This window comes from Salmonella sp. 3C, from assembly GCF_025426275.1.
Lineage (GTDB): Bacteria > Pseudomonadota > Gammaproteobacteria > Enterobacterales > Enterobacteriaceae > Salmonella > Salmonella enterica.
The window spans coordinates 3665766-3683317 of the sequence record NZ_CP104858.1 but is presented as its reverse complement, the minus strand read 5'-3'; the positions used below and the strand labels follow the sequence as shown (position 1 = coordinate 3683317).

Genomic DNA, 17552 nt, shown 5'->3' with positions numbered 1-17552 from the left:
TCCTCAAGGGGTGGCGCGCGGACGCGATGCTTTCATGGGAATGAGCCAGATAATGGCGGCGCCGACGACTAACAGAGAAGCGACAAACCAGAGTCCGCTATTGAAGCTACCGGTGATATCTTTTAGCCAGCCAATCATAAACGGGCTGAGCGCGGAGCCAATATTGCCGGTGGCATTGATGACCGCAATGCCTATCGCCCTGGCGCGTAAACTGATCGACTGATCCGGCGTGGTCCAGAAGATCGCCATCGCGCTAAAGGACCCCGTGGATGCCATCACGATCCCCAGGAGCTGGATCAGGTTATGGTCGGTCGCCGACGCCAGCAGCCAGCCCGCGGCGGCAAACAGGAACGGCAACGCCGTGTGATGTTTACGCTCCTGATGTTTGTCCGAATGGCGGCTCCAGTAAATCATGCCCAGAATAGTACAAATCTGCGGGATCGCCGCCAGCAGGCCGATGGTGATATTGCTGCTGCCTTCATTAAAATTTTTCAGGATTTGCGGCGTCCAGATACTAATGGCGCTAAGCGTATTGGTAAGGCAAAAATAGGCCAGCGTATACATCAGTACAATTGGCGTGAATACTTCGCGCCACAGACTACGCTGCTGCATGGCGTTATGGCTGATGGCCCCCTCCGGCTGAACCAGCGTCAGGCGGTCATTATCCATCATCTCCTGCAAACATTTTTTATCCTCTGCCGTCAGCCATTTGGCTTTTGCCGGGGTATCATCCAGGTAAAACCACACCATAATGCCTAACAAAACTGACGGAAATCCTTCCAACAGGAATAACCACTGCCATCCATGCAGATTGAATATGCCGTCCAGCGATAAAATATAGCCGGAGACAATCGACCCCAATGCGGTAGTGGCCGGCATGGCAATCATAAATAATGCGTTGGCGCGGGCGCGGAAAAATGCCGGGAACCAGTAGGTTAAATAGAGCAGTATTCCTGGCAAAAAGCCCGCTTCGGTAATGCCCACCAGCATTCGCAGCACATACAGGCTTTTCGGTCCCACCGCGAACATCGTGGCGGTAGATGCAATGCCCCATAGCACCATAATGGTCGCAATCCAGCGGCGGGCGCCGACAATGCTCAACATCACGTTGCTGGGAATGCCGAAAATGACGTAGGTGGCGTAAAACAGCGTCGTGGCAAGGCCAAACATGGTGGCGCTTAACCCCAGATCCTGCCCCATCGTCAACCCGGCAAAACCGATGTTGATACGGTCTAAAAACGAGAAGATAAACAACACGAATAAAAATACGATCAGTCGGCGGAACAGTTTATTTATGACGGTTTGTTGACCCGTGCTGAGCGCGTTGTGCGAACCGACAGACTCGGGGCTTTCCGGAAGTGCAGATGATGTGTCGCTCATTTTTTTTCCTCTGATGGGAATTTTTGTAGGGTACTACGGTTGCCCGGTAGCGCTACGCTTACCGGGCCAGGCTTAATAGACGCCGGACGCACCGGACAGGTTTTTTTCTGCGCCAAAGCGCGCCGCCAGCGCCTCCGCTCCGCGCGCCAGCAGCGTGGTGTCAACGCCGACGGCGACAAATAGCGCCCCCAGTTCCAGATAACGTTTCGCCAGTGCTTCATTGGCCATCAGAATCCCCGGCGCTTTCCCCGCCGCGCGTATCTGCACGATGGCGTTCTCAATCGCCGCCTGCACTTCCGGGTGCTGCGGATTGCCGGCAAAGCCCATATCGGCGCTGAGGTCCGCCGGGCCGATAAACACGCCGTCAATGCCATCCACGTCGAGAATTGACGCCAGATTGCTCATCGCCTCACGCGTTTCAATCTGCACCAGTACGCACATGGCGTCGTTGGCCTGGTGGAGATAGTCCGGAATGCGATTCCAGCGCGATGCCCGCGCCAGCGCGCTGCCCACGCCGCGAATACCGGCAGGCGGATAACGCGTAGCCGCCACGGCGTTTCGCGCTTCATCGGCATTCTGCACCATCGGTATCAGCAGCGTTTGCGCGCCGACGTCGAGCAGTTGCTTAATCTGTACCGGATCGTTCCATGACGGGCGCACCACCGGCTGGCTGGGATAAGGCGCAATCGCCTGCAACTGGGTCAACACCGTCTGCACGTTGTTTGGCGCGTGTTCACCGTCGATCAGTAGCCAGTCGAAGCCGGCGCCCGCTAACAGTTCAGCGCTGTAACTGTTGGCAAGCCCCAGCCACAAACCGATTTGCGGACGCCCCGCTTTTAACGCGTCTTTGAAAGCATTTTTCATCGTTTTTTCCTTACACAAACCGGCAACTGATCGCGCCCATGTTGCCGTAATCGACATGGAAGGTGTCGCCCTTGCGCGCCGGCACCGGGCGGGTGAACGAGCCGCCGAGGATGATCTGCCCGGCTTCAAGCTGGACATCGTAGGGGGCAAGCTTGTTCGCCAGCCACGCCACGCCGTTGGCCGGATGATTCAGCACGCCTGCGGCGACGCCGGTTTCTTCGATTACGCCGTTGCGATAGAGCAGCGCGGAGATCCAGCGCAGATCCAGCTCGTCTGGTTTGATGGGACGACCACCGAGGATCACCCCGGCGTTGGCGGCGTTGTCGGAAATGGTGTCGAACACTTTGCGCGGGCGCTGGGTTTCCGGGTCGATGTTGTGGCTGCGGGCGTCAATCAGTTCCAGCGCCGGAATCACATAATCCGTGGCGTTGTAGACGTCGAACAGCGTGCAGTGAGGGCCGCGCAGCGGTTTCGCCAGCACAAACGCCAGCTCCACTTCAATACGCGGGACGATAAAACGGTCGGTGGGGATATCGCCGCCGTCATGGAAGAACATATCGTCAAGCAGCGCGCCGTAATCCGGTTCGCTGATTTGCGAGCTGGCCTGCATCGCTTTTGAGGTCAGGCCGATTTTGTGGCCTTTGAGCGTGCGCCCTTCGGCGATCTTGATATTGACCCATTCACGCTGTACGGCATAGGCATCTTCAATAGTGATGTTGGGATAATCCAGCGACACTGCGCGAATCTGTTCACGCTGTTTTTCAGCCTGATTAAGTCGCTGAGCGATCAGGGTATGGGTCTGTTTATCGAGCATAGTTGCTTCCTGTTACGTCATTCGGTGCTGCTGCGCCGGGTGGCGACGCAGGTGCGTCTTACCCGGCCTACGGTTCGGTATTGCTTCGTGCATCGTTTTTTTGTAGGCCCGGTAAGCGCAGCGCCACCGGGCGAAAGAGTGTGCTATTTAAATAACGCGTGTACGTTGTTTTGTTTGTAATTGAGCGTTGGATGTAACTCGGCAATCTCAAACGACAGCGCCAGATAGCGGTTCTCCATCAGGTCGGCGAAGTGGGCTTTAATCAGCCCAAACAGCATTTCGCCGACTTCCTGACGGCTCTCCAGGCTGCGCCCGGCGCCGATTTTCAGCGTCATATGCACAAACGCGTAATCATGCTTACCGTCAGCCATCTGCCAGGTATCCAGCCAGTGGGCGCGACTGCGGATACCGCCGATGGGGAAAATCCCGCTGGCGGCCAGCGCCTCGTTTACCTTGCTGAACAGGCCGGGTAAATCAGCCTGCTCGCGAATATTTTCAGTACATTCAGCAATAAAGTGCGGCATAAACACCCCTTACGCAGGCAGCGGGAAAACAGCGTTTACCTGGCCGGTACCGGAGCTGGCGAACAGGTCGGTGATGAACTCCACCTTGCCGTCGTATTTGTCCCAACCCAGCATTCCCAGCAGCATGACCGTGTCGTGCATGTTGCCTTCGCCGTAGCAGTAGTCGGCGTACTCCGGCAACATGGTGCAAAACTCCTTGAATTTGCCTTCGCGCCACAGCTTGACCACGCGCTCGTCCATTTGATGATCGAACTCGCGGGTGTAGCTGTTCATCCCCTCTTCCGCCCGTTGGTCGTCAATAAAACGGTGCGACAGAGAACCACTGGCGAATACCGCTACGGTACCGTCATATTTCTCAATCGCCTTGAGAATGGCTTCGCCCAGTCTGCGACTGTCGGCAAAATCATGCACAGTGCAGAACGCCGAGATGGAGACCACTTTGAAGTGCTTGTCGCTGTTCATGTAGCGCATCGGCACCAGCGTGCCATACTCCAGCTTCAGGCTCGGGATGTTATGCGCTTTAGCGCGCACGCCCAGTTTGACTGCCTCGTCGGCGATCAGGTGGCCGAGCTCCGGATTACCGTCATAGTCATAGGTCATGTCGCGAATAAAGTGCGGCAATTCGTTGCTGGTATAGACGCCCTGGAAATGGTCGGCACAATTAATGTGGTAAGCGCTATTCACCAGCCAGTGGGTGTCGAATACGATAATGGTGTCAACGCCCATTTCGCGGCAACGCTTGCCAATTTCAATATGCCCATCAATGGCTGCCTGACGACAACCGTGATTTTTTCCTGGCAGTTCAGAAAGATACATCGACGGCACGTGGGTAATTTTTGCTGCTAACGCTAACTTGCCCATATCAAACTCCCCATTTTGGGATAGGATGGTCGCCCATTGAGATGCAGACGTTTTTCATTTCCGCAAACACTTCGAAGCTATATTCGCCGCCTTCGCGCCCGGTACCGGAGGCTTTCACGCCGCCGAACGGCTGGCGCAGGTCGCGGACGTTCTGGGTGTTGACGAAGACCATGCCGGCTTCAATCGCACGCGCCAGGCGCAACACTTTGCTCACGTCCTGGGTCCAGATATAAGAGGCCAGACCGTATTCCACGTCGTTCGCCAAACGTAACCCTTCCGCTTCGTCTTTGAATGGCAGCAGACAGGCGACTGGCCCAAAGATCTCTTCCTGCGCGACGCGCATACGGTTGTCGACATCGGCCAGCACGGTTGGGCGCAGGAAGTTACCGCCTTTCAGATGCGCAGGCAGGTCAGTGGGTTTTTCCGCACCGCCCGCCAGCAGCGTTGCGCCCTCTTCAATGCCGAGGCGGATATAACCGGAGACTTTTTCCCAGTGCTGTTGGCTAATCAGCGCGCCGACCTGGGTGTTCGGGTCGGTCGGATCGCCGACACGCAGGCGATTCGCGCGTTCGGCAAAGCGCTTCACGAACTCAGGGTAAATGCTCTGCTGGATAAAGATGCGCGACCCGGCGGTGCAGCGTTCGCCGTTGATCGAGAAGATGGTGAACAGCGCGGCGTCCAGCGCGCGCTCAATGTCGGCATCTTCAAAAATCAGCACCGGCGATTTGCCGCCCAGCTCCATCGAGTATTTTTTCAGGCCGGCATTTTTCATGATATTGCGACCGGTGGCGGTACCGCCGGTAAACGACACCGCACGTACGTCATGGTGGCGTACCAGCGCATCGCCCGCCGTCGCGCCGTAGCCCTGCACCACGTTCAGCACCCCTGCCGGAATTCCTGCCTCCAGCGCCAGCTCGCCCAGCCTGTCGGCAGTCAACGGCGACAGCTCGGACATTTTGAGCACCGCGGTGTTGCCCAGCGCCAGGCACGGCGCGACTTTCCAGGTCGCGGTCATAAACGGCACGTTCCACGGCGACACCAGCGCGCAGACGCCGACGGGCTGCACCAGCGTATAATTGAGCATTTTATCGTCAACAGGATAGGTCTTGCCGTTCATCTGCTGGCACACTTCGGCGAAGAATTCGAAGTTATGCGAGGCGCGCGGGATCAGCACGTTTTTAGTCTGGTGAATAGGCAGACCGGTGTCGGCGGTTTCCATCGCCGCGATTTCCGGTACGTTCTGGTCAATCAGGTCACCCAGACGACGCATCAGGCGCGCGCGCTCTTTCATCGGCAGATTGGCCCATTTCGGGAACGCCTCTTTGGCCGCCGCGACAGCCTGGTTCACTTCTGCTTCACCGCCGGAGGCTACTTCCGCCAGCACGTCACCGGTCGCCGGGTTAGTGGTCTGGAAGTAGTCGTTACCTGCAACGTTTTTGCCGTTAATCCAATGATTTATTTTCTTCATTTTGCGCTCTCCTCACTGACGATTCGGTTAACCAGGCGACCCACGCCTTCTACTTCCACGACAACTTCATCCCCCGGCACCACATCGGACAGCCCTTTCGGCGTACCGGTGGCAATCATGTCGCCCGGTTGCAACGTCATAAATTCGCTCAGATAAGAAATCAGGAACGGGATGCTGAAGATCAGATCGGCGGTCGTCCCTTCCTGGCGCAGCTCACCGTTGACAAAGGTGCGTAACGTCAGGTTGTGCGGATCAGAAACCGCCTCTTTATCCACAATCCACGGGCCTATCGGCGTCAGGCCGTCGCGGCTTTTTACCCGCAGATTCGGACGGTAGTAGTTTTCCAGATAGTCGCGGATCGCGTAGTCGTTACAGACGGTGTAACCGGCCACATACTCCATGGCTTCGGCTTCGCTCACCTTACGCGCCGTTTTGCCAATCACCACGACCAGTTCGGCTTCATAGTGCATATATTCGACGTTGTTCGGGCGCACCGACGTTTGGTGATGTTCGGTAAAGGTGTTTGGCGCTTTGATAAATACCAGCGGCTCTTTCGGCGGCGTAAATGCCAGCTCGCTGGCGTGATCGGCGTAGTTCAACCCCAACGCAAATAACGTACCCGTCGCTGACAGCGGCCACGTAAAAGTCTGGTTGCGGGCGAATTCATCTTCTGCGACAACCGGATTTTCCAGAGCGGGTAAACCTTTCGCCAGAATACGCACCCGATCGCCGGGACGCAGCGCAACGCGATTCTGCGGTGTACCGAGTAAGATCGCATCGCCAGGGTTAAGCGTAGCGAACTCACTTAACGCGCTAAGCAGCTGTGCGGCGCTACGCTGTAAATCGGCAGTATTCCAGTGGTCCGCTTCTCGTCCGTTGATTTCCGTGATAATGGTGAGGTTATCCACATCACTCAGCGGCGCCATTTCACCCAGCGGGCAAAAGCCATCGCGACATTTCGCTTTAATCGCCGGGCGATAAAAGCTCTCTTCCGGCAGGCTGACCTCGTTAGCCAGCGCATACCCGGCGATATAGTCCGCCGCCGCTTCAGAGCGTATCCGGCTGGCGGTTTTCCCCACAATGAGCGCCACTGTCGCGCCGCTCAGTACCTTTTCTCCCTGCGGATAAGGAATGGGTTCGCCGTGACGAATCACCGTATTACGCGGCTTGATGAACCACACTGCGGTTTTAGGCGGCGCATTATAGGGAGGCTGAGAGAAAGCCTCTTGCCAGGCATCAAGCTGGCTGCGATGGTTTAACGCAACGGCGAAAACAGTACCCTTCATACATAAACTCCTCAGGCCGATTTAACGGGCTGTGATTTCATTAATATATTAATGATTAGATTTATGCTTTCGCTGTACATTTAGCAAGCTGAAGTAAAGTATTTGTGATGTGATTAACAATATTTTCACAAATTTATTATTAAATACATACATATCAAATAGTTAAATAAAACCCCTTGTTTCTGTTAAACTTTGGACATAAAACAGATGTCATAGCTCACATCGGTAAACACGAATTATTCAGGTATTAATAATTCTGCAAAAGAGAAACGCTTATGCATGATTCATTAACCATCGCATTGCTTCAGGCGCGCGAAGCGGCAATGACCTATTTCCGCCCCATCGTTAAAAGCCACAATCTGACCGACCAGCAATGGCGCATTGTGCGAATCCTGGCCGATAGCCCCTCTATGGATTTTCACGAGCTGGCCTTTCGTACCTGCATTTTGCGTCCAAGTCTGACCGGAATATTGACGCGCATGGAGCGAGACGGACTGGTGTTGCGACTCAAGCCGGTTAACGATCAGCGTAAGTTATATGTCATGTTGACGGAGCAGGGACAAACGTTGTACGCCCGTGCCCGGAGCCAGGTAGAAGAGGCTTATCGAAAAATTGAGGCCGATTTCACGCCCGAAAAAACACAGCAATTGATGCTGCTGCTGGACGATCTTATTGCTCTGGGACGCCAGCATCCTGATAGCGAAGCGGAAGCATAGTATTCTTTCCTTCCCACGCCGCCGACACGGGAATCCCCTCCCGCTTACAACGTTGACGGCGATCGCATTTTACTCTTCTTCTTCGACGTTCATCTGAAAAGTACCCGCCGTTGTCCTGAAAGTCTCTTCACAGTTTACGCTTCTGCCTATTCAATTAAACAACAAATAAGAAACATATTATTAACAAAACATTCCGATTAACGAGGAAGAGGCCGCAATGAAACCTGAAGATTTTCGTACTGATAACAAGCGTCCGTTAACGGGCGAAGAGTATTTAAAAAGCCTGCAGGACGGGCGGGAAATTTATATTTACGGCGAACGCGTTAAAGATGTTACGACACACCCAGCATTCCGCAATGCCGCAGCCTCTGTCGCACAACTGTATGACGCATTACATAAACCGTCGATGCAAGATACCCTGTGCTGGAATACCGATACCGGCAGCGGCGGTTATACGCATAAATTTTTCCGCGTGGCAAAAAGCGCAGACGATCTGCGCCAACAGCGTGATGCTATCGCCGAGTGGTCACGCCTGAGTTACGGCTGGATGGGACGCACACCGGATTACAAAGCCGCCTTTGGCTGCGCTCTGGGCGCTAACCCAGCCTTCTACGGCCAGTTTGAGCAGAACGCCCGTAACTGGTACACCCGTATTCAGGAGACCGGCCTGTACTTTAACCATGCTATCGTCAACCCGCCCATTGACCGCCACAAACCTGCCGACGAAGTGAAAGACGTCTATATCAAGCTGGAGAAAGAGACGGACGCCGGGATTATTGTCAGCGGGGCGAAAGTTGTCGCCACTAACTCCGCCCTGACTCACTACAACATGATTGGTTTCGGCTCAGCCCAGGCGATGGGCGAAAACCCGGATTTTGCTCTGATGTTTGTCGCGCCAATGGATGCCGAAGGCGTAAAACTTATTTCACGCGCCTCGTATGAAATGGTCGCGGGCGCGACGGGCTCGCCGTTTGATTATCCACTCTCCAGCCGCTTTGATGAAAACGATGCCATTCTGGTGATGGACAAGGTGTTGATCCCGTGGGAAAACGTGTTGATTTACCGTGATTTCGATCGTTGTCGTCGCTGGACGATGGAAGGCGGCTTTGCCCGTATGTATCCACTGCAAGCCTGTGTTCGTCTGGCGGTTAAACTTGATTTCATTACCGCGCTGCTGAAAAAATCGCTCGAATGTACGGGTACCGTAGAGTTCCGGGGCGTGCAGGCCGATCTCGGCGAAGTCGTGGCCTGGCGCAATATGTTCTGGGCATTGAGCGATTCTATGTGTTCCGAAGCAACCCCGTGGGTAAACGGCGCCTGGCTACCGGACCACGCCGCGCTGCAAACCTATCGTGTGATGGCCCCAATGGCCTACGCGAAAATTAAAAATATTATTGAACGTAACGTTACCAGCGGCCTGATTTACCTGCCTTCCAGCGCCCGCGATCTGAATAATCCGCAAATCGACCAGTACCTGGCGAAATACGTACGCGGCTCTAACGGAATGGACCATGTTGAACGTATCAAAATTCTTAAATTGATGTGGGATGCCATCGGCAGCGAGTTTGGCGGTCGCCATGAGCTGTACGAGATTAACTACTCGGGCAGCCAGGATGAAATTCGTCTGCAGTGCCTGCGTCAGGCCCAGAGCTCCGGCAATATGGACAAGATGATGGCAATGGTCGATCGCTGCCTCTCCGAATACGATCAGAATGGCTGGACGGTTTCGCATTTGCACAATAACGACGACATCAATCAACTGGATAAGCTGCTGAAATAACGCGGCAGGAGGTTCTCATGCAAGTAGATGAACAACGTCTGCATTTTCGCGATGCGATGGCAAGTCTGGCGGCAGCGGTCAACATCGTAACCACGGCGGGTCACGCCGGACGCTGCGGTATCACTGCAACAGCGGTCTGTTCCGTCACCGATACGCCGCCCTCCGTAATGGTATGTATTAATGCCAATAGCGCCATGAACCCCGTTTTTCAGGGTAACGGCAGGCTGTGCATTAATGTACTTAACCATGAGCAGGAGCTGATGGCGCGCCACTTTGCCGGTATGACGGGGATGGCGATGGAAGAGCGTTTTCACCAGCCATGTTGGCAAAACGGGCCGCTGGGCCAGCCGGTACTTAACGGCGCGCTGGCCGGTCTTGAAGGCGAGATCAGCGAGGTACAAACCATTGGCACGCATCTGGTGTATCTGGTGGCGATCAAAAATATTATTCTTAGCCAGGATGGGCATGGCCTGATTTATTTCAAACGCCGTTTTCATCCGGTCAGACTTGAGATGGAAGCGCCTGTTTAACCGTCACTCATGCCCACAAGCGGGATAACCACCGCTTGTGGGAGAAGAGTCGATACGCTGAAGATTTTTATTCCCGCCGCGATGTTTGCTCGCCATAAATCGCGGCGATTAATACAATCTAAGAGCCTATCCCACCAGGCGTTATTGGCGCAGCCAGTTTGGACACGGACAGCGCGCAAAAACCGGAGCGTACACGTAGTACGTGAGGTTTGACTCGCTACGCTCGCCCTTCGGGCCGCCGCTAGCGGCGTTCAAAACGCTAACGCGTTTTGGCGAGCACTGCCCAGGACCAAAATAGCAAGTAAAATAGCCCTAATGGGATGGGCTCTAAATTAGCTCCCGCGATAGGTTGAATAACCATACTGACTTAATAACAGCGGCACATGATAGTGCTCATTCGTTTTGCTGATATGAAACTCGACGGGAATCTCCGGGAAAAACGTATCCAGTTTTTTACTTTCAAAATACTGGCCGGTTTTAAAAATAACGCGATAATCCCCCGGCGCGGCAGCTTTTTCGGGCCACAGTGCTTTAATACGTCCATCCTGGTCGGTATGCCCGGTGTTTAATTGCGTCCATCCGTTATCCTTTTTCTGCTCCAGTACCACCTCCACGCCGGGCGCCGGTTTGCCTGTTTGCTGATCGAGAATATGTACGCTGAGAATATTGTTGCCAGCGGCCAGCGCCATTGCCGGGGCTGCAACAAGAGATGCTATCACGGTAGCCAGTATATGTCGTTTCATGCTTCACTCCTTTACGGTATTGATGCAGGAAAATATATCTGGCGCGTCCAGGATTAACCTTACACGGACATGACAATTATGTCATCTTGTTGGAGATTTACGGATTCGCTAACAAGCCTATGGCATACTGCGTTGATGAAGATTTTATTGATTGAAGATAACCAGAAAACCATTGAGTGGGTACGTCAGGGACTCACGGAAGCAGGCTATGTGGTTGATTATGCCTGTGATGGACGAGACGGATTACACCTCGCCCTTCAGGAACATTATTCATTGATTATTCTTGATATTATGCTGCCGGGGCTTGATGGATGGCAGGTTTTACGCGCGTTACGCACTGCGCATCAGTCCCCTGTTATTTGCCTGACGGCGCGCGACTCGGTTGAGGATCGCGTCAAAGGTCTTGAGGCGGGCGCTAATGATTACCTTGTTAAGCCTTTTTCCTTCGCCGAACTGCTGGCCCGGGTGAGAGCTCAACTCAGACAGCATGTCCCGGTCTTTACCCGACTGACGATCAATGGTCTGGACATGGATGCCACAAAGCAATCGGTGTCACGAAATGGCAAACCGATTTCCCTGACCCGCAAAGAATTCCTGCTCCTCTGGTTACTGGCGTCCCGGGCAGGAGAAATCGTGCCCCGAACCGCGATCGCCAGCGAAGTTTGGGGAATTAACTTTGATAGTGAAACCAACACCGTTGATGTCGCGATTCGTCGGCTGCGCGCCAAAGTAGACGAACCATTTGAAAAGAAGCTCATTATGACCGTCCGGGGGATGGGTTATCGATTACAGGCGGAAACGTCGCAGAATGGTTAAGTTATCAATGACGCTGCGCCTGACAATTTCTTTTATCGCCATCCTTATCCTCGCCTGTACCGGCATTAGCTGGACGCTCTATAACGCGCTGAGCAAAGAATTAACGTATCGTGATGATATGACGCTAATAAATCGGGCGGCGCAAATGCAGCAACTGTTACTGGATGGCGCCAGGCCGGAAAATCTGCCGCTCTATTTCAATCGGATGGTGGATACGAAGCAGGATATCTTATTGATCCATTCAGCAACAGGCCACAATGTTGCGATTAATCATAGCGGCATCCCCGACCAACGCTTTAACGAGATTCCGCTGGCTAAAAACATCACCCGCGAAACCTTATTTCGCCAGGCGGTACAAGGCACGGAACTTACCGCGGTACGAGTAAACGCCAGAAGCGGCGATGACCCGCTGACCCTTACTATTGCCAGGCTGGCGACGGAAAGGCGGCAAATGCTGACGCAATATCGCCGCAACAGTTTGCTGATTAGCCTTATCGCGATCCTCGTCTGTTCGGCGCTCAGTCCATTAGTCATCAGAAACGGGCTGCGGGCCATTACGTCGCTCAGCCGACTCACCGCGGCGACAGATAGCGGCACACTTCGCCAGCCGTTGGCGGAACAGGCGTTACCCGTTGAGCTCAGGCCGCTTGGACAAGCGCTAAATACCATGCGCCAGAAGCTTTCCGACGATTTTGAACGCCTGAACCAATTTGCCGACGATCTGGCGCATGAGCTGCGCACGCCGGTTAATATTTTACTGGGGAAGAATCAGGTGATGCTGAGTCAGGAACGCAGCGCCGAAGAGTATCAACAAGCCCTTGTCGATAATATTGAAGAGCTGGAGGGACTGTCGCGACTGACAGAAAATATTCTCTTTCTGGCACGCGCGGAGCACCAGAATATAGCGGTAAAAAAACAGCCTGTTTCGCTCAATGCGCTGGTCGAAAATATGCTGGATTATCTTAGCCCCCTTGCCGAGGAGAAGCGCATCTGTTTTATAAATCAATGTCAGGGAACGGTATGGGCTGACGAAATATTATTACAAAGAGTGCTCTCAAACCTGCTGACGAATGCCATCCGTTATTCTGATGAAAACGCCGTGATACGTATTGAAAGCGCTTATGATGATAACGTTGCAGAAATTCGGGTCGCTAATCCGGGCAGCCACCCAGCCGATGCGGATAAGCTTTTCCGGCGTTTTTGGCGAGGAGATAATGCCCGCCACACTGCCGGTTTCGGCCTGGGGTTATCGTTAGTTAACGCGATTGCTCTATTACACGGTGGTTCGGCATCTTACCGCTATGCCGATGAACATAATATCTTTTCGGTTCGTCTGCCCGATAGCGGTGATAGCTAAGGTCAGTACAGGTTCTGTTCCCCTTCCCTGCCACAGGGCTGTGGTTATCAATACAACCTCAATAAAGAGAAAATAAAGGATGCCGGCAAAGAATATTGCTGGCTCGATCACTTTCTCGGTTTCCAATCCAGGGTCAATTCATCCCATAACGCGTTATTCAGTGGGAACCTTTATGAAAAAGTATCTTGCATTCGCCGTTACGCTGCTGGGTATGGGTAAAGTCATCGCCTGTACTACCCTTTTGGTAGGCAATCAGGCTTCGGCTGACGGCTCCTTCATTATCGCGCGCAACGAAGATGGCTCGGCAAATAACGCCAAGCATAAGGTTATTCATCCCGTCGCGTTTCATCAACAAGGCGAGTATAAAGCACATCGCAACAATTTTAGCTGGCCGCTTCCGGAGACAGCGATGCGCTATACGGCGATTCATGACTTTGATACTAACGATAACGCCATGGGTGAAGCCGGTTTCAATTCGGCGGGCGTCGGAATGAGCGCAACGGAAACCATTTATAACGGCAGAGCGGCGCTGGCTGCCGATCCTTACGTGACAAAAACAGGAATCACGGAAGACGCCATTGAGTCCGTGATCCTGCCAGTGGCGCAATCGGCGCGTCAGGGCGCCAAATTACTGGGAGACATTATTGAACAAAAAGGCGCGGGCGAAGGTTTCGGCGTCGCGTTTATTGATAGCAAAGAGATATGGTATCTGGAGACGGGAAGCGGTCATCAATGGCTGGCAGTACGACTTCCGGCAGATAGCTATTTCGTTTCCGCCAATCAGGGACGTTTACGCCATTACGATCCGAATGATAACGCGAATTATATGGCGTCACCAACGTTAGTAAGCTTTGCGAAAAAGCAGGGATTATATGATCCGGCCCGCGGCGAATTCGACTTTCATCAAGCCTATTCACAGGATAACAAAAACGATACCACCTATAATTATCCGCGCGTCTGGACGCTACAACACCAGTTTAATCCGCATCTGGATACGGTCGTTAGCGAAGGGGAAACATTTCCTGTTTTTTTAACGCCAATAACGAAGATCAGCGTGGCGGCAGTAAAAAACGCGTTACGCAATCACTATCAGGGAACGTCGCACGACCCTTATGCCAGTCATAATCCACAAGAACCATGGCGACCTATATCCGTTTTTCGTACCCAGGAGTCACATATTTTACAGGTCAGACCGAAATTACCGCAGGCTATCGGCAACGTAGAATACATCGCCTATGGAATGCCATCTCTTAGCGTCTATCTCCCCTATTATCAGGGGATGCGTCATTATCAACCCGGAGATGATAAAGGAACCGATCGGGCGAGCAACGACTCTACCTACTGGACATTCCGCACGCTGCAAACGCTGGTTATGCAGGACTACAATGCGTTTGCGCCAGATGTGCAACACGCCTGGAAAACATTTGAACAGCAAACAGCTAAGCAGCAGTATAAGATGGAGCAGAGCTATCTGAGATTATATGCGTCGCATCCGAAAGAAGCGCAACGCTTACTGCAAAATTTTGAAGATAAAACGATGCAAAATGCGCAGACGCTCGCCCGTCGCCTGACCAATAATATTACTACGACAATGACTTACCGTACAGATATGAAATATCACTTTTCAAGTACGCAACCATAAATTTAATGACAATCTATTAGCCACTCATACACAATAAGATAAAGCGGTACCAGAATTAGCCAGATATAAAAGACAATAATTATTATGGATTCATAGAGAGGATAGTTTATGACACTCCAGGCAAATATCAGCAGAGAGACAAAAGCGGCAAAAACCCAGGAGGTATATAAGCACGTTGTTCTTTTCAAAATGGCCGCCCCCTCTTACATAAGACGATAACTACAGCTTATGTCCCGTGTTACATAACTTTTCCCGACAGGCCTCTTTTACCCATGCTGAAAAATTCCGCGTCTTTTCAGATTTCAACGCGAATTCTATCTGTTCAAGCATGGAATAGGAAAAACGAATATTCTTCGTCACGGTCTTACTTGTCCGGGGCTTTGCTGGCATACACACACCTGTATAACATTTGATGTAACGCCGTTACTTTACGCAGGAGTAAATCGGTGAATTTGATCTGAGTCAAGAAGGTGGGTTTTCAATAAAAGTTGTGCCATAAATTGTGAAGTTTGTAGATTTTATGAACATTTGATGTACCGATCTCCCCCATGATCGCCACTACGTATGGACGTCAGGATGCCTCCCCGCCTGATCAGAAGCGTTTCCTCATTAAAAAGGACATTTTTTTAAAGTTCCTAGTGCATAAAAGTCACATCCTTTTAAAGGGTTGTTAACCCTGTTGAATGTTCCCACTCCCCTATTCAGGAATATTAAAAACGCTATGCAAATACAGAGCTTCTATCACTCAGCTTCACTAAAAACCCAGGAGGCTTTTAAAAGCCTACAAAAAACCTTATACAACGGAATGCAGATTCTCTCAGGCCAGGGCAAAGCGCCGGCTAAAGCGCCCGACGCTCGCCCGGAAATTATTGTCCTGCGAGAACCTGGCGCGACATGGGGAAATTATCTACAGCATCAGAAGACGTCTAACCACTCGCTGCATAACCTCTATAACTTACAGCGCGATCTTCTTACCGTCGCGGCAACCGTTCTGGGTAAACAAGACCCGGTTCTAACGTCAATGGCAAACCAAATGGAGTTAGCCAAAGTTAAAGCGGACCGGCCAGCAACAAAACAAGAAGAAGCCGCGGCAAAAGCATTGAAGAAAAATCTTATCGAACTTATTGCAGCACGCACTCAGCAGCAGGATGGCTTACCTGCAAAAGAAGCTCATCGCTTTGCGGCAGTAGCGTTTAGAGACGCTCAGGTCAAGCAGCTTAATAACCAGCCCTGGCAAACCATAAAAAATACACTCACGCATAACGGGCATCACTATACCAACACGCAGCTCCCTGCCGCAGAGATGAAAATCGGCGCAAAAGATATCTTTCCCAGTGCTTATGAGGGAAAGGGCGTATGCAGTTGGGATACCAAGAATATTCATCACGCCAATAATTTGTGGATGTCCACGGTGAGTGTGCATGAGGACGGTAAAGATAAAACGCTTTTCTGCGGGATACGTCATGGCGTGCTTTCCCCCTATCATGAAAAAGATCCGCTTCTGCGTCAGGTCGGCGCTGAAAACAAAGCCAAAGAAGTATTAACTGCGGCACTTTTTAGTAAACCTGAGTTGCTTAACAAAGCCTTAGCGGGCGAGGCGGTAAGCCTGAAACTGGTATCCGTCGGGTTACTCACCGCGTCGAATATTTTCGGCAAAGAGGGAACGATGGTCGAGGATCAAATGCGCGCATGGCAATCGTTGACCCAGCCGGGAAAAATGATTCATTTAAAAATCCGCAATAAAGATGGCGATCTACAGACGGTAAAAATAAAACCGGACGTCGCCGCATTTAATGTGGGTGTTAATGAGTTGGCGCTCAAGCTCGGCTTTGGCCTTAAGGCATCGGATAGCTATAATGCCGAGGCGCTATATCAGTTATTAGGCAATGATTTACGCCCTGAAGCCAGACCAGGTGGCTGGGTTGGCGAATGGCTGGCACAATACCCGGATAATTATGAGGTCGTCAATACATTAGCGCGCCAGATTAAGGATATATGGAAAAATAACCAACATCATAAAGATGGCGGCGAACCCTATAAACTCGCACAACGCCTTGCCATGTTAGCCCATGAAATTGACGCGGTACCCGCCTGGAATTGTAAAAGCGGCAAAGATCGTACAGGGATGATGGATTCAGAAATCAAGCGAGAGATCATTTCCTTACATCAGACCCATATGTTAAGTGCGCCTGGCAGTCTTCCGGATAGCGGTGGACAGAAAATTTTCCAAAAAGTATTACTGAATAGCGGTAACCTGGAGATTCAGAAACAAAATACGGGCGGGGCGGGAAACAAAGTAATGAAAAATTTATCGCCAGAGGTGCTCAATCTTTCCTATCAAAAACGAGTTGGGGATGAAAATATTTGGCAGTCAGTAAAAGGCATTTCTTCATTAATCACATCTTGAGTCTTGAGGTAACTATATGGAAAGTCTATTAAATCGTTTATATGCCGCGTTAGGCCTGGATGCACCAGAAGATGAGCCACTTCTCATCATTGATGATGGGATACAGGTTTATTTTAATGAATCCGATCATACACTGGAAATGTGCTGTCCCTTTATGCCATTGCCTGACGACATCCTGACTTTGCAGCATTTTTTACGTCTTAACTATGCCAGCGCCGTCACTATCGGCGCTGACGCAGACAATACTGCTTTAGTGGCGCTTTATCGCTTGCCGCAAACCAGTACCGAAGAAGAGGCGCTCACTGGTTTTGAATTATTCATTTCAAACGTGAAGCAATTGAAAGAGCATTATGCATAATTTAAT

18 protein-coding genes are annotated in these 17552 nt (G+C 52.0%); 9 read left to right on the top strand and 9 right to left on the bottom strand.

The window, feature by feature from the left end; genetic code table 11:
* Positions 1-3: 3 nt before the first annotated feature.
* From hpaX to hpaG, 7 genes are all read right to left on the bottom strand, one after another.
* Positions 4-1380 carry a 4-hydroxyphenylacetate permease gene (gene hpaX / locus N7E69_RS17595; RefSeq protein WP_001285788.1) on the bottom strand — a complete coding sequence of 459 codons (1377 nt, stop codon included), beginning with the start codon at positions 1378-1380 and terminating at the stop codon, positions 4-6.
* A 72-nt stretch (positions 1381-1452) separates the two neighbouring features.
* Positions 1453-2244 carry a 4-hydroxy-2-oxoheptanedioate aldolase gene (gene hpaI / locus N7E69_RS17590; RefSeq protein WP_000785062.1) on the bottom strand — a complete coding sequence of 264 codons (792 nt, stop codon included), beginning with the start codon at positions 2242-2244 and terminating at the stop codon, positions 1453-1455.
* 10 nt (positions 2245-2254) lie between these two features.
* On the bottom strand, positions 2255-3058 hold the full coding sequence (gene hpaH, locus N7E69_RS17585) for a 2-oxo-hept-4-ene-1,7-dioate hydratase (RefSeq protein WP_000884795.1): 804 nt from the start codon (positions 3056-3058) through the stop codon (positions 2255-2257).
* 143 nt (positions 3059-3201) lie between these two features.
* Complete coding sequence (locus tag N7E69_RS17580; protein WP_001119849.1) at positions 3202-3582, bottom strand: 5-carboxymethyl-2-hydroxymuconate Delta-isomerase; 381 nt, start codon at positions 3580-3582, stop codon at positions 3202-3204.
* A gap of 9 nt (positions 3583-3591) precedes the next feature.
* Positions 3592-4443, bottom strand: coding sequence for a 3,4-dihydroxyphenylacetate 2,3-dioxygenase (hpaD, locus tag N7E69_RS17575; protein ID WP_000516978.1), 852 nt, complete (start codon positions 4441-4443; stop codon positions 3592-3594).
* 1 nt (position 4444) lies between these two features.
* On the bottom strand, positions 4445-5911 hold the full coding sequence (hpaE, locus tag N7E69_RS17570; protein ID WP_000723528.1) for a 5-carboxymethyl-2-hydroxymuconate semialdehyde dehydrogenase: 1467 nt from the start codon (positions 5909-5911) through the stop codon (positions 4445-4447).
* Positions 5908-7197 carry a 4-hydroxyphenylacetate degradation bifunctional isomerase/decarboxylase gene (hpaG, locus tag N7E69_RS17565; protein WP_000679212.1) on the bottom strand — a complete coding sequence of 430 codons (1290 nt, stop codon included), beginning with the start codon at positions 7195-7197 and terminating at the stop codon, positions 5908-5910. The genes hpaE and hpaG overlap by 4 nt, the downstream gene beginning before the upstream one ends.
* A 275-nt stretch (positions 7198-7472) precedes the next feature.
* Here hpaG and hpaR point away from each other — a divergent pair, with 275 nt between their 5' ends.
* From hpaR to N7E69_RS17550, 3 genes are all read left to right on the top strand, one after another.
* Positions 7473-7913, top strand: a complete 441-nt coding sequence (gene hpaR / locus N7E69_RS17560; RefSeq protein WP_000543922.1) for a homoprotocatechuate degradation operon regulator HpaR — start codon at positions 7473-7475, stop codon at positions 7911-7913.
* A 217-nt stretch (positions 7914-8130) separates the two neighbouring features.
* The gene (gene hpaB, locus N7E69_RS17555) at positions 8131-9693 is read left to right on the top strand and encodes a 4-hydroxyphenylacetate 3-monooxygenase, oxygenase component (RefSeq protein ID WP_000801492.1); all 1563 of its coding nucleotides are present in this window, start codon (positions 8131-8133) and stop codon (positions 9691-9693) included.
* A gap of 17 nt (positions 9694-9710) precedes the next feature.
* Complete coding sequence (locus N7E69_RS17550) at positions 9711-10223, top strand: 4-hydroxyphenylacetate 3-monooxygenase reductase subunit (RefSeq protein WP_001195550.1); 513 nt, start codon at positions 9711-9713, stop codon at positions 10221-10223.
* 332 nt (positions 10224-10555) lie between these two features.
* Here the strand turns inward: N7E69_RS17550 and hiuH are convergent, their stop codons facing one another.
* Positions 10556-10966 carry a hydroxyisourate hydrolase gene (hiuH, locus tag N7E69_RS17545; RefSeq protein ID WP_000820358.1) on the bottom strand — a complete coding sequence of 137 codons (411 nt, stop codon included), beginning with the start codon at positions 10964-10966 and terminating at the stop codon, positions 10556-10558.
* Positions 10967-11101: 135 nt separating this feature from the next.
* On the opposite strand from hiuH, the gene hprR reads away from it, so the two are divergent.
* The 4 genes from hprR (at position 11102) to N7E69_RS17525 (ending at position 15000) form a co-directional block, all read left to right on the top strand.
* A complete protein-coding gene (hprR, locus tag N7E69_RS17540; RefSeq protein ID WP_000698209.1) occupies positions 11102-11782 on the top strand; it encodes a response regulator transcription factor HprR in 681 nt (226 codons plus the stop codon).
* Positions 11775-13139: a heavy metal sensor histidine kinase gene (locus tag N7E69_RS17535; RefSeq protein WP_000240029.1), complete on the top strand. Its 1365-nt coding sequence runs from the start codon at positions 11775-11777 to the stop codon at positions 13137-13139. Before hprR ends, N7E69_RS17535 begins: the two co-directional genes overlap by 8 nt.
* A 172-nt stretch (positions 13140-13311) precedes the next feature.
* Entirely contained in the window at positions 13312-14781 is a 1470-nt protein-coding gene (locus N7E69_RS17530; protein WP_000760236.1) for a C69 family dipeptidase, read from the top strand.
* Positions 14782-14889: 108 nt separating this feature from the next.
* Positions 14890-15000, top strand: coding sequence for a hypothetical protein (locus N7E69_RS17525; RefSeq protein WP_000174813.1), 111 nt, complete (start codon positions 14890-14892; stop codon positions 14998-15000).
* Here the strand turns inward: N7E69_RS17525 and N7E69_RS17520 are convergent, their stop codons facing one another.
* Positions 15001-15171 (bottom strand): YlcI/YnfO family protein, encoded by a 171-nt coding sequence (locus N7E69_RS17520; protein WP_001111006.1) that lies wholly within the window; start codon positions 15169-15171, stop codon positions 15001-15003. It abuts the gene before it with no gap.
* Positions 15172-15502: 331 nt separating this feature from the next.
* Here N7E69_RS17520 and sopB point away from each other — a divergent pair, with 331 nt between their 5' ends.
* Together sopB and sigE are read left to right on the top strand one after the other, a co-directional pair.
* The gene (gene sopB, locus N7E69_RS17515) at positions 15503-17188 is read left to right on the top strand and encodes an SPI-1 type III secretion system effector inositol phosphate phosphatase SopB (protein WP_001166952.1); all 1686 of its coding nucleotides are present in this window, start codon (positions 15503-15505) and stop codon (positions 17186-17188) included.
* 16 nt (positions 17189-17204) lie between these two features.
* Positions 17205-17546 (top strand): type III secretion system chaperone SigE, encoded by a 342-nt coding sequence (gene sigE, locus N7E69_RS17510; protein ID WP_000444720.1) that lies wholly within the window; start codon positions 17205-17207, stop codon positions 17544-17546.
* Positions 17547-17552: the final 6 nt, after the last annotated feature.

What these genes read in the sequence shown, in the direction of transcription:
- hiuH (WP_000820358.1), bottom strand. Translation starts at nt 10,966, where the DNA reads ATGAAACGACATATACTGGCTACCGTGATAGCATCTCTTGTTGCAGCC.
- N7E69_RS17580 (WP_001119849.1), bottom strand. Translation starts at nt 3,582, where the DNA reads ATGCCGCACTTTATTGCTGAATGTACTGAAAATATTCGCGAGCAGGCT.
- hpaI (WP_000785062.1), bottom strand. Translation starts at nt 2,244, where the DNA reads ATGAAAAATGCTTTCAAAGACGCGTTAAAAGCGGGGCGTCCGCAAATC.
- N7E69_RS17550 (WP_001195550.1), top strand. Translation starts at nt 9,711, where the DNA reads ATGCAAGTAGATGAACAACGTCTGCATTTTCGCGATGCGATGGCAAGT.
- hpaG (WP_000679212.1), bottom strand. Translation starts at nt 7,197, where the DNA reads ATGAAGGGTACTGTTTTCGCCGTTGCGTTAAACCATCGCAGCCAGCTT.
- sopB (WP_001166952.1), top strand. Translation starts at nt 15,503, where the DNA reads ATGCAAATACAGAGCTTCTATCACTCAGCTTCACTAAAAACCCAGGAG.
- hpaH (WP_000884795.1), bottom strand. Translation starts at nt 3,058, where the DNA reads ATGCTCGATAAACAGACCCATACCCTGATCGCTCAGCGACTTAATCAG.
- N7E69_RS17525 (WP_000174813.1), top strand. Translation starts at nt 14,890, where the DNA reads ATGACACTCCAGGCAAATATCAGCAGAGAGACAAAAGCGGCAAAAACC.
- hpaD (WP_000516978.1), bottom strand. Translation starts at nt 4,443, where the DNA reads ATGGGCAAGTTAGCGTTAGCAGCAAAAATTACCCACGTGCCGTCGATG.
- N7E69_RS17520 (WP_001111006.1), bottom strand. Translation starts at nt 15,171, where the DNA reads ATGCCAGCAAAGCCCCGGACAAGTAAGACCGTGACGAAGAATATTCGT.
- N7E69_RS17530 (WP_000760236.1), top strand. Translation starts at nt 13,312, where the DNA reads ATGAAAAAGTATCTTGCATTCGCCGTTACGCTGCTGGGTATGGGTAAA.
- hprR (WP_000698209.1), top strand. Translation starts at nt 11,102, where the DNA reads ATGAAGATTTTATTGATTGAAGATAACCAGAAAACCATTGAGTGGGTA.
- hpaE (WP_000723528.1), bottom strand. Translation starts at nt 5,911, where the DNA reads ATGAAGAAAATAAATCATTGGATTAACGGCAAAAACGTTGCAGGTAAC.
- N7E69_RS17535 (WP_000240029.1), top strand. Translation starts at nt 11,775, where the DNA reads ATGGTTAAGTTATCAATGACGCTGCGCCTGACAATTTCTTTTATCGCC.
- hpaR (WP_000543922.1), top strand. Translation starts at nt 7,473, where the DNA reads ATGCATGATTCATTAACCATCGCATTGCTTCAGGCGCGCGAAGCGGCA.
- hpaB (WP_000801492.1), top strand. Translation starts at nt 8,131, where the DNA reads ATGAAACCTGAAGATTTTCGTACTGATAACAAGCGTCCGTTAACGGGC.
- sigE (WP_000444720.1), top strand. Translation starts at nt 17,205, where the DNA reads ATGGAAAGTCTATTAAATCGTTTATATGCCGCGTTAGGCCTGGATGCA.
- hpaX (WP_001285788.1), bottom strand. Translation starts at nt 1,380, where the DNA reads ATGAGCGACACATCATCTGCACTTCCGGAAAGCCCCGAGTCTGTCGGT.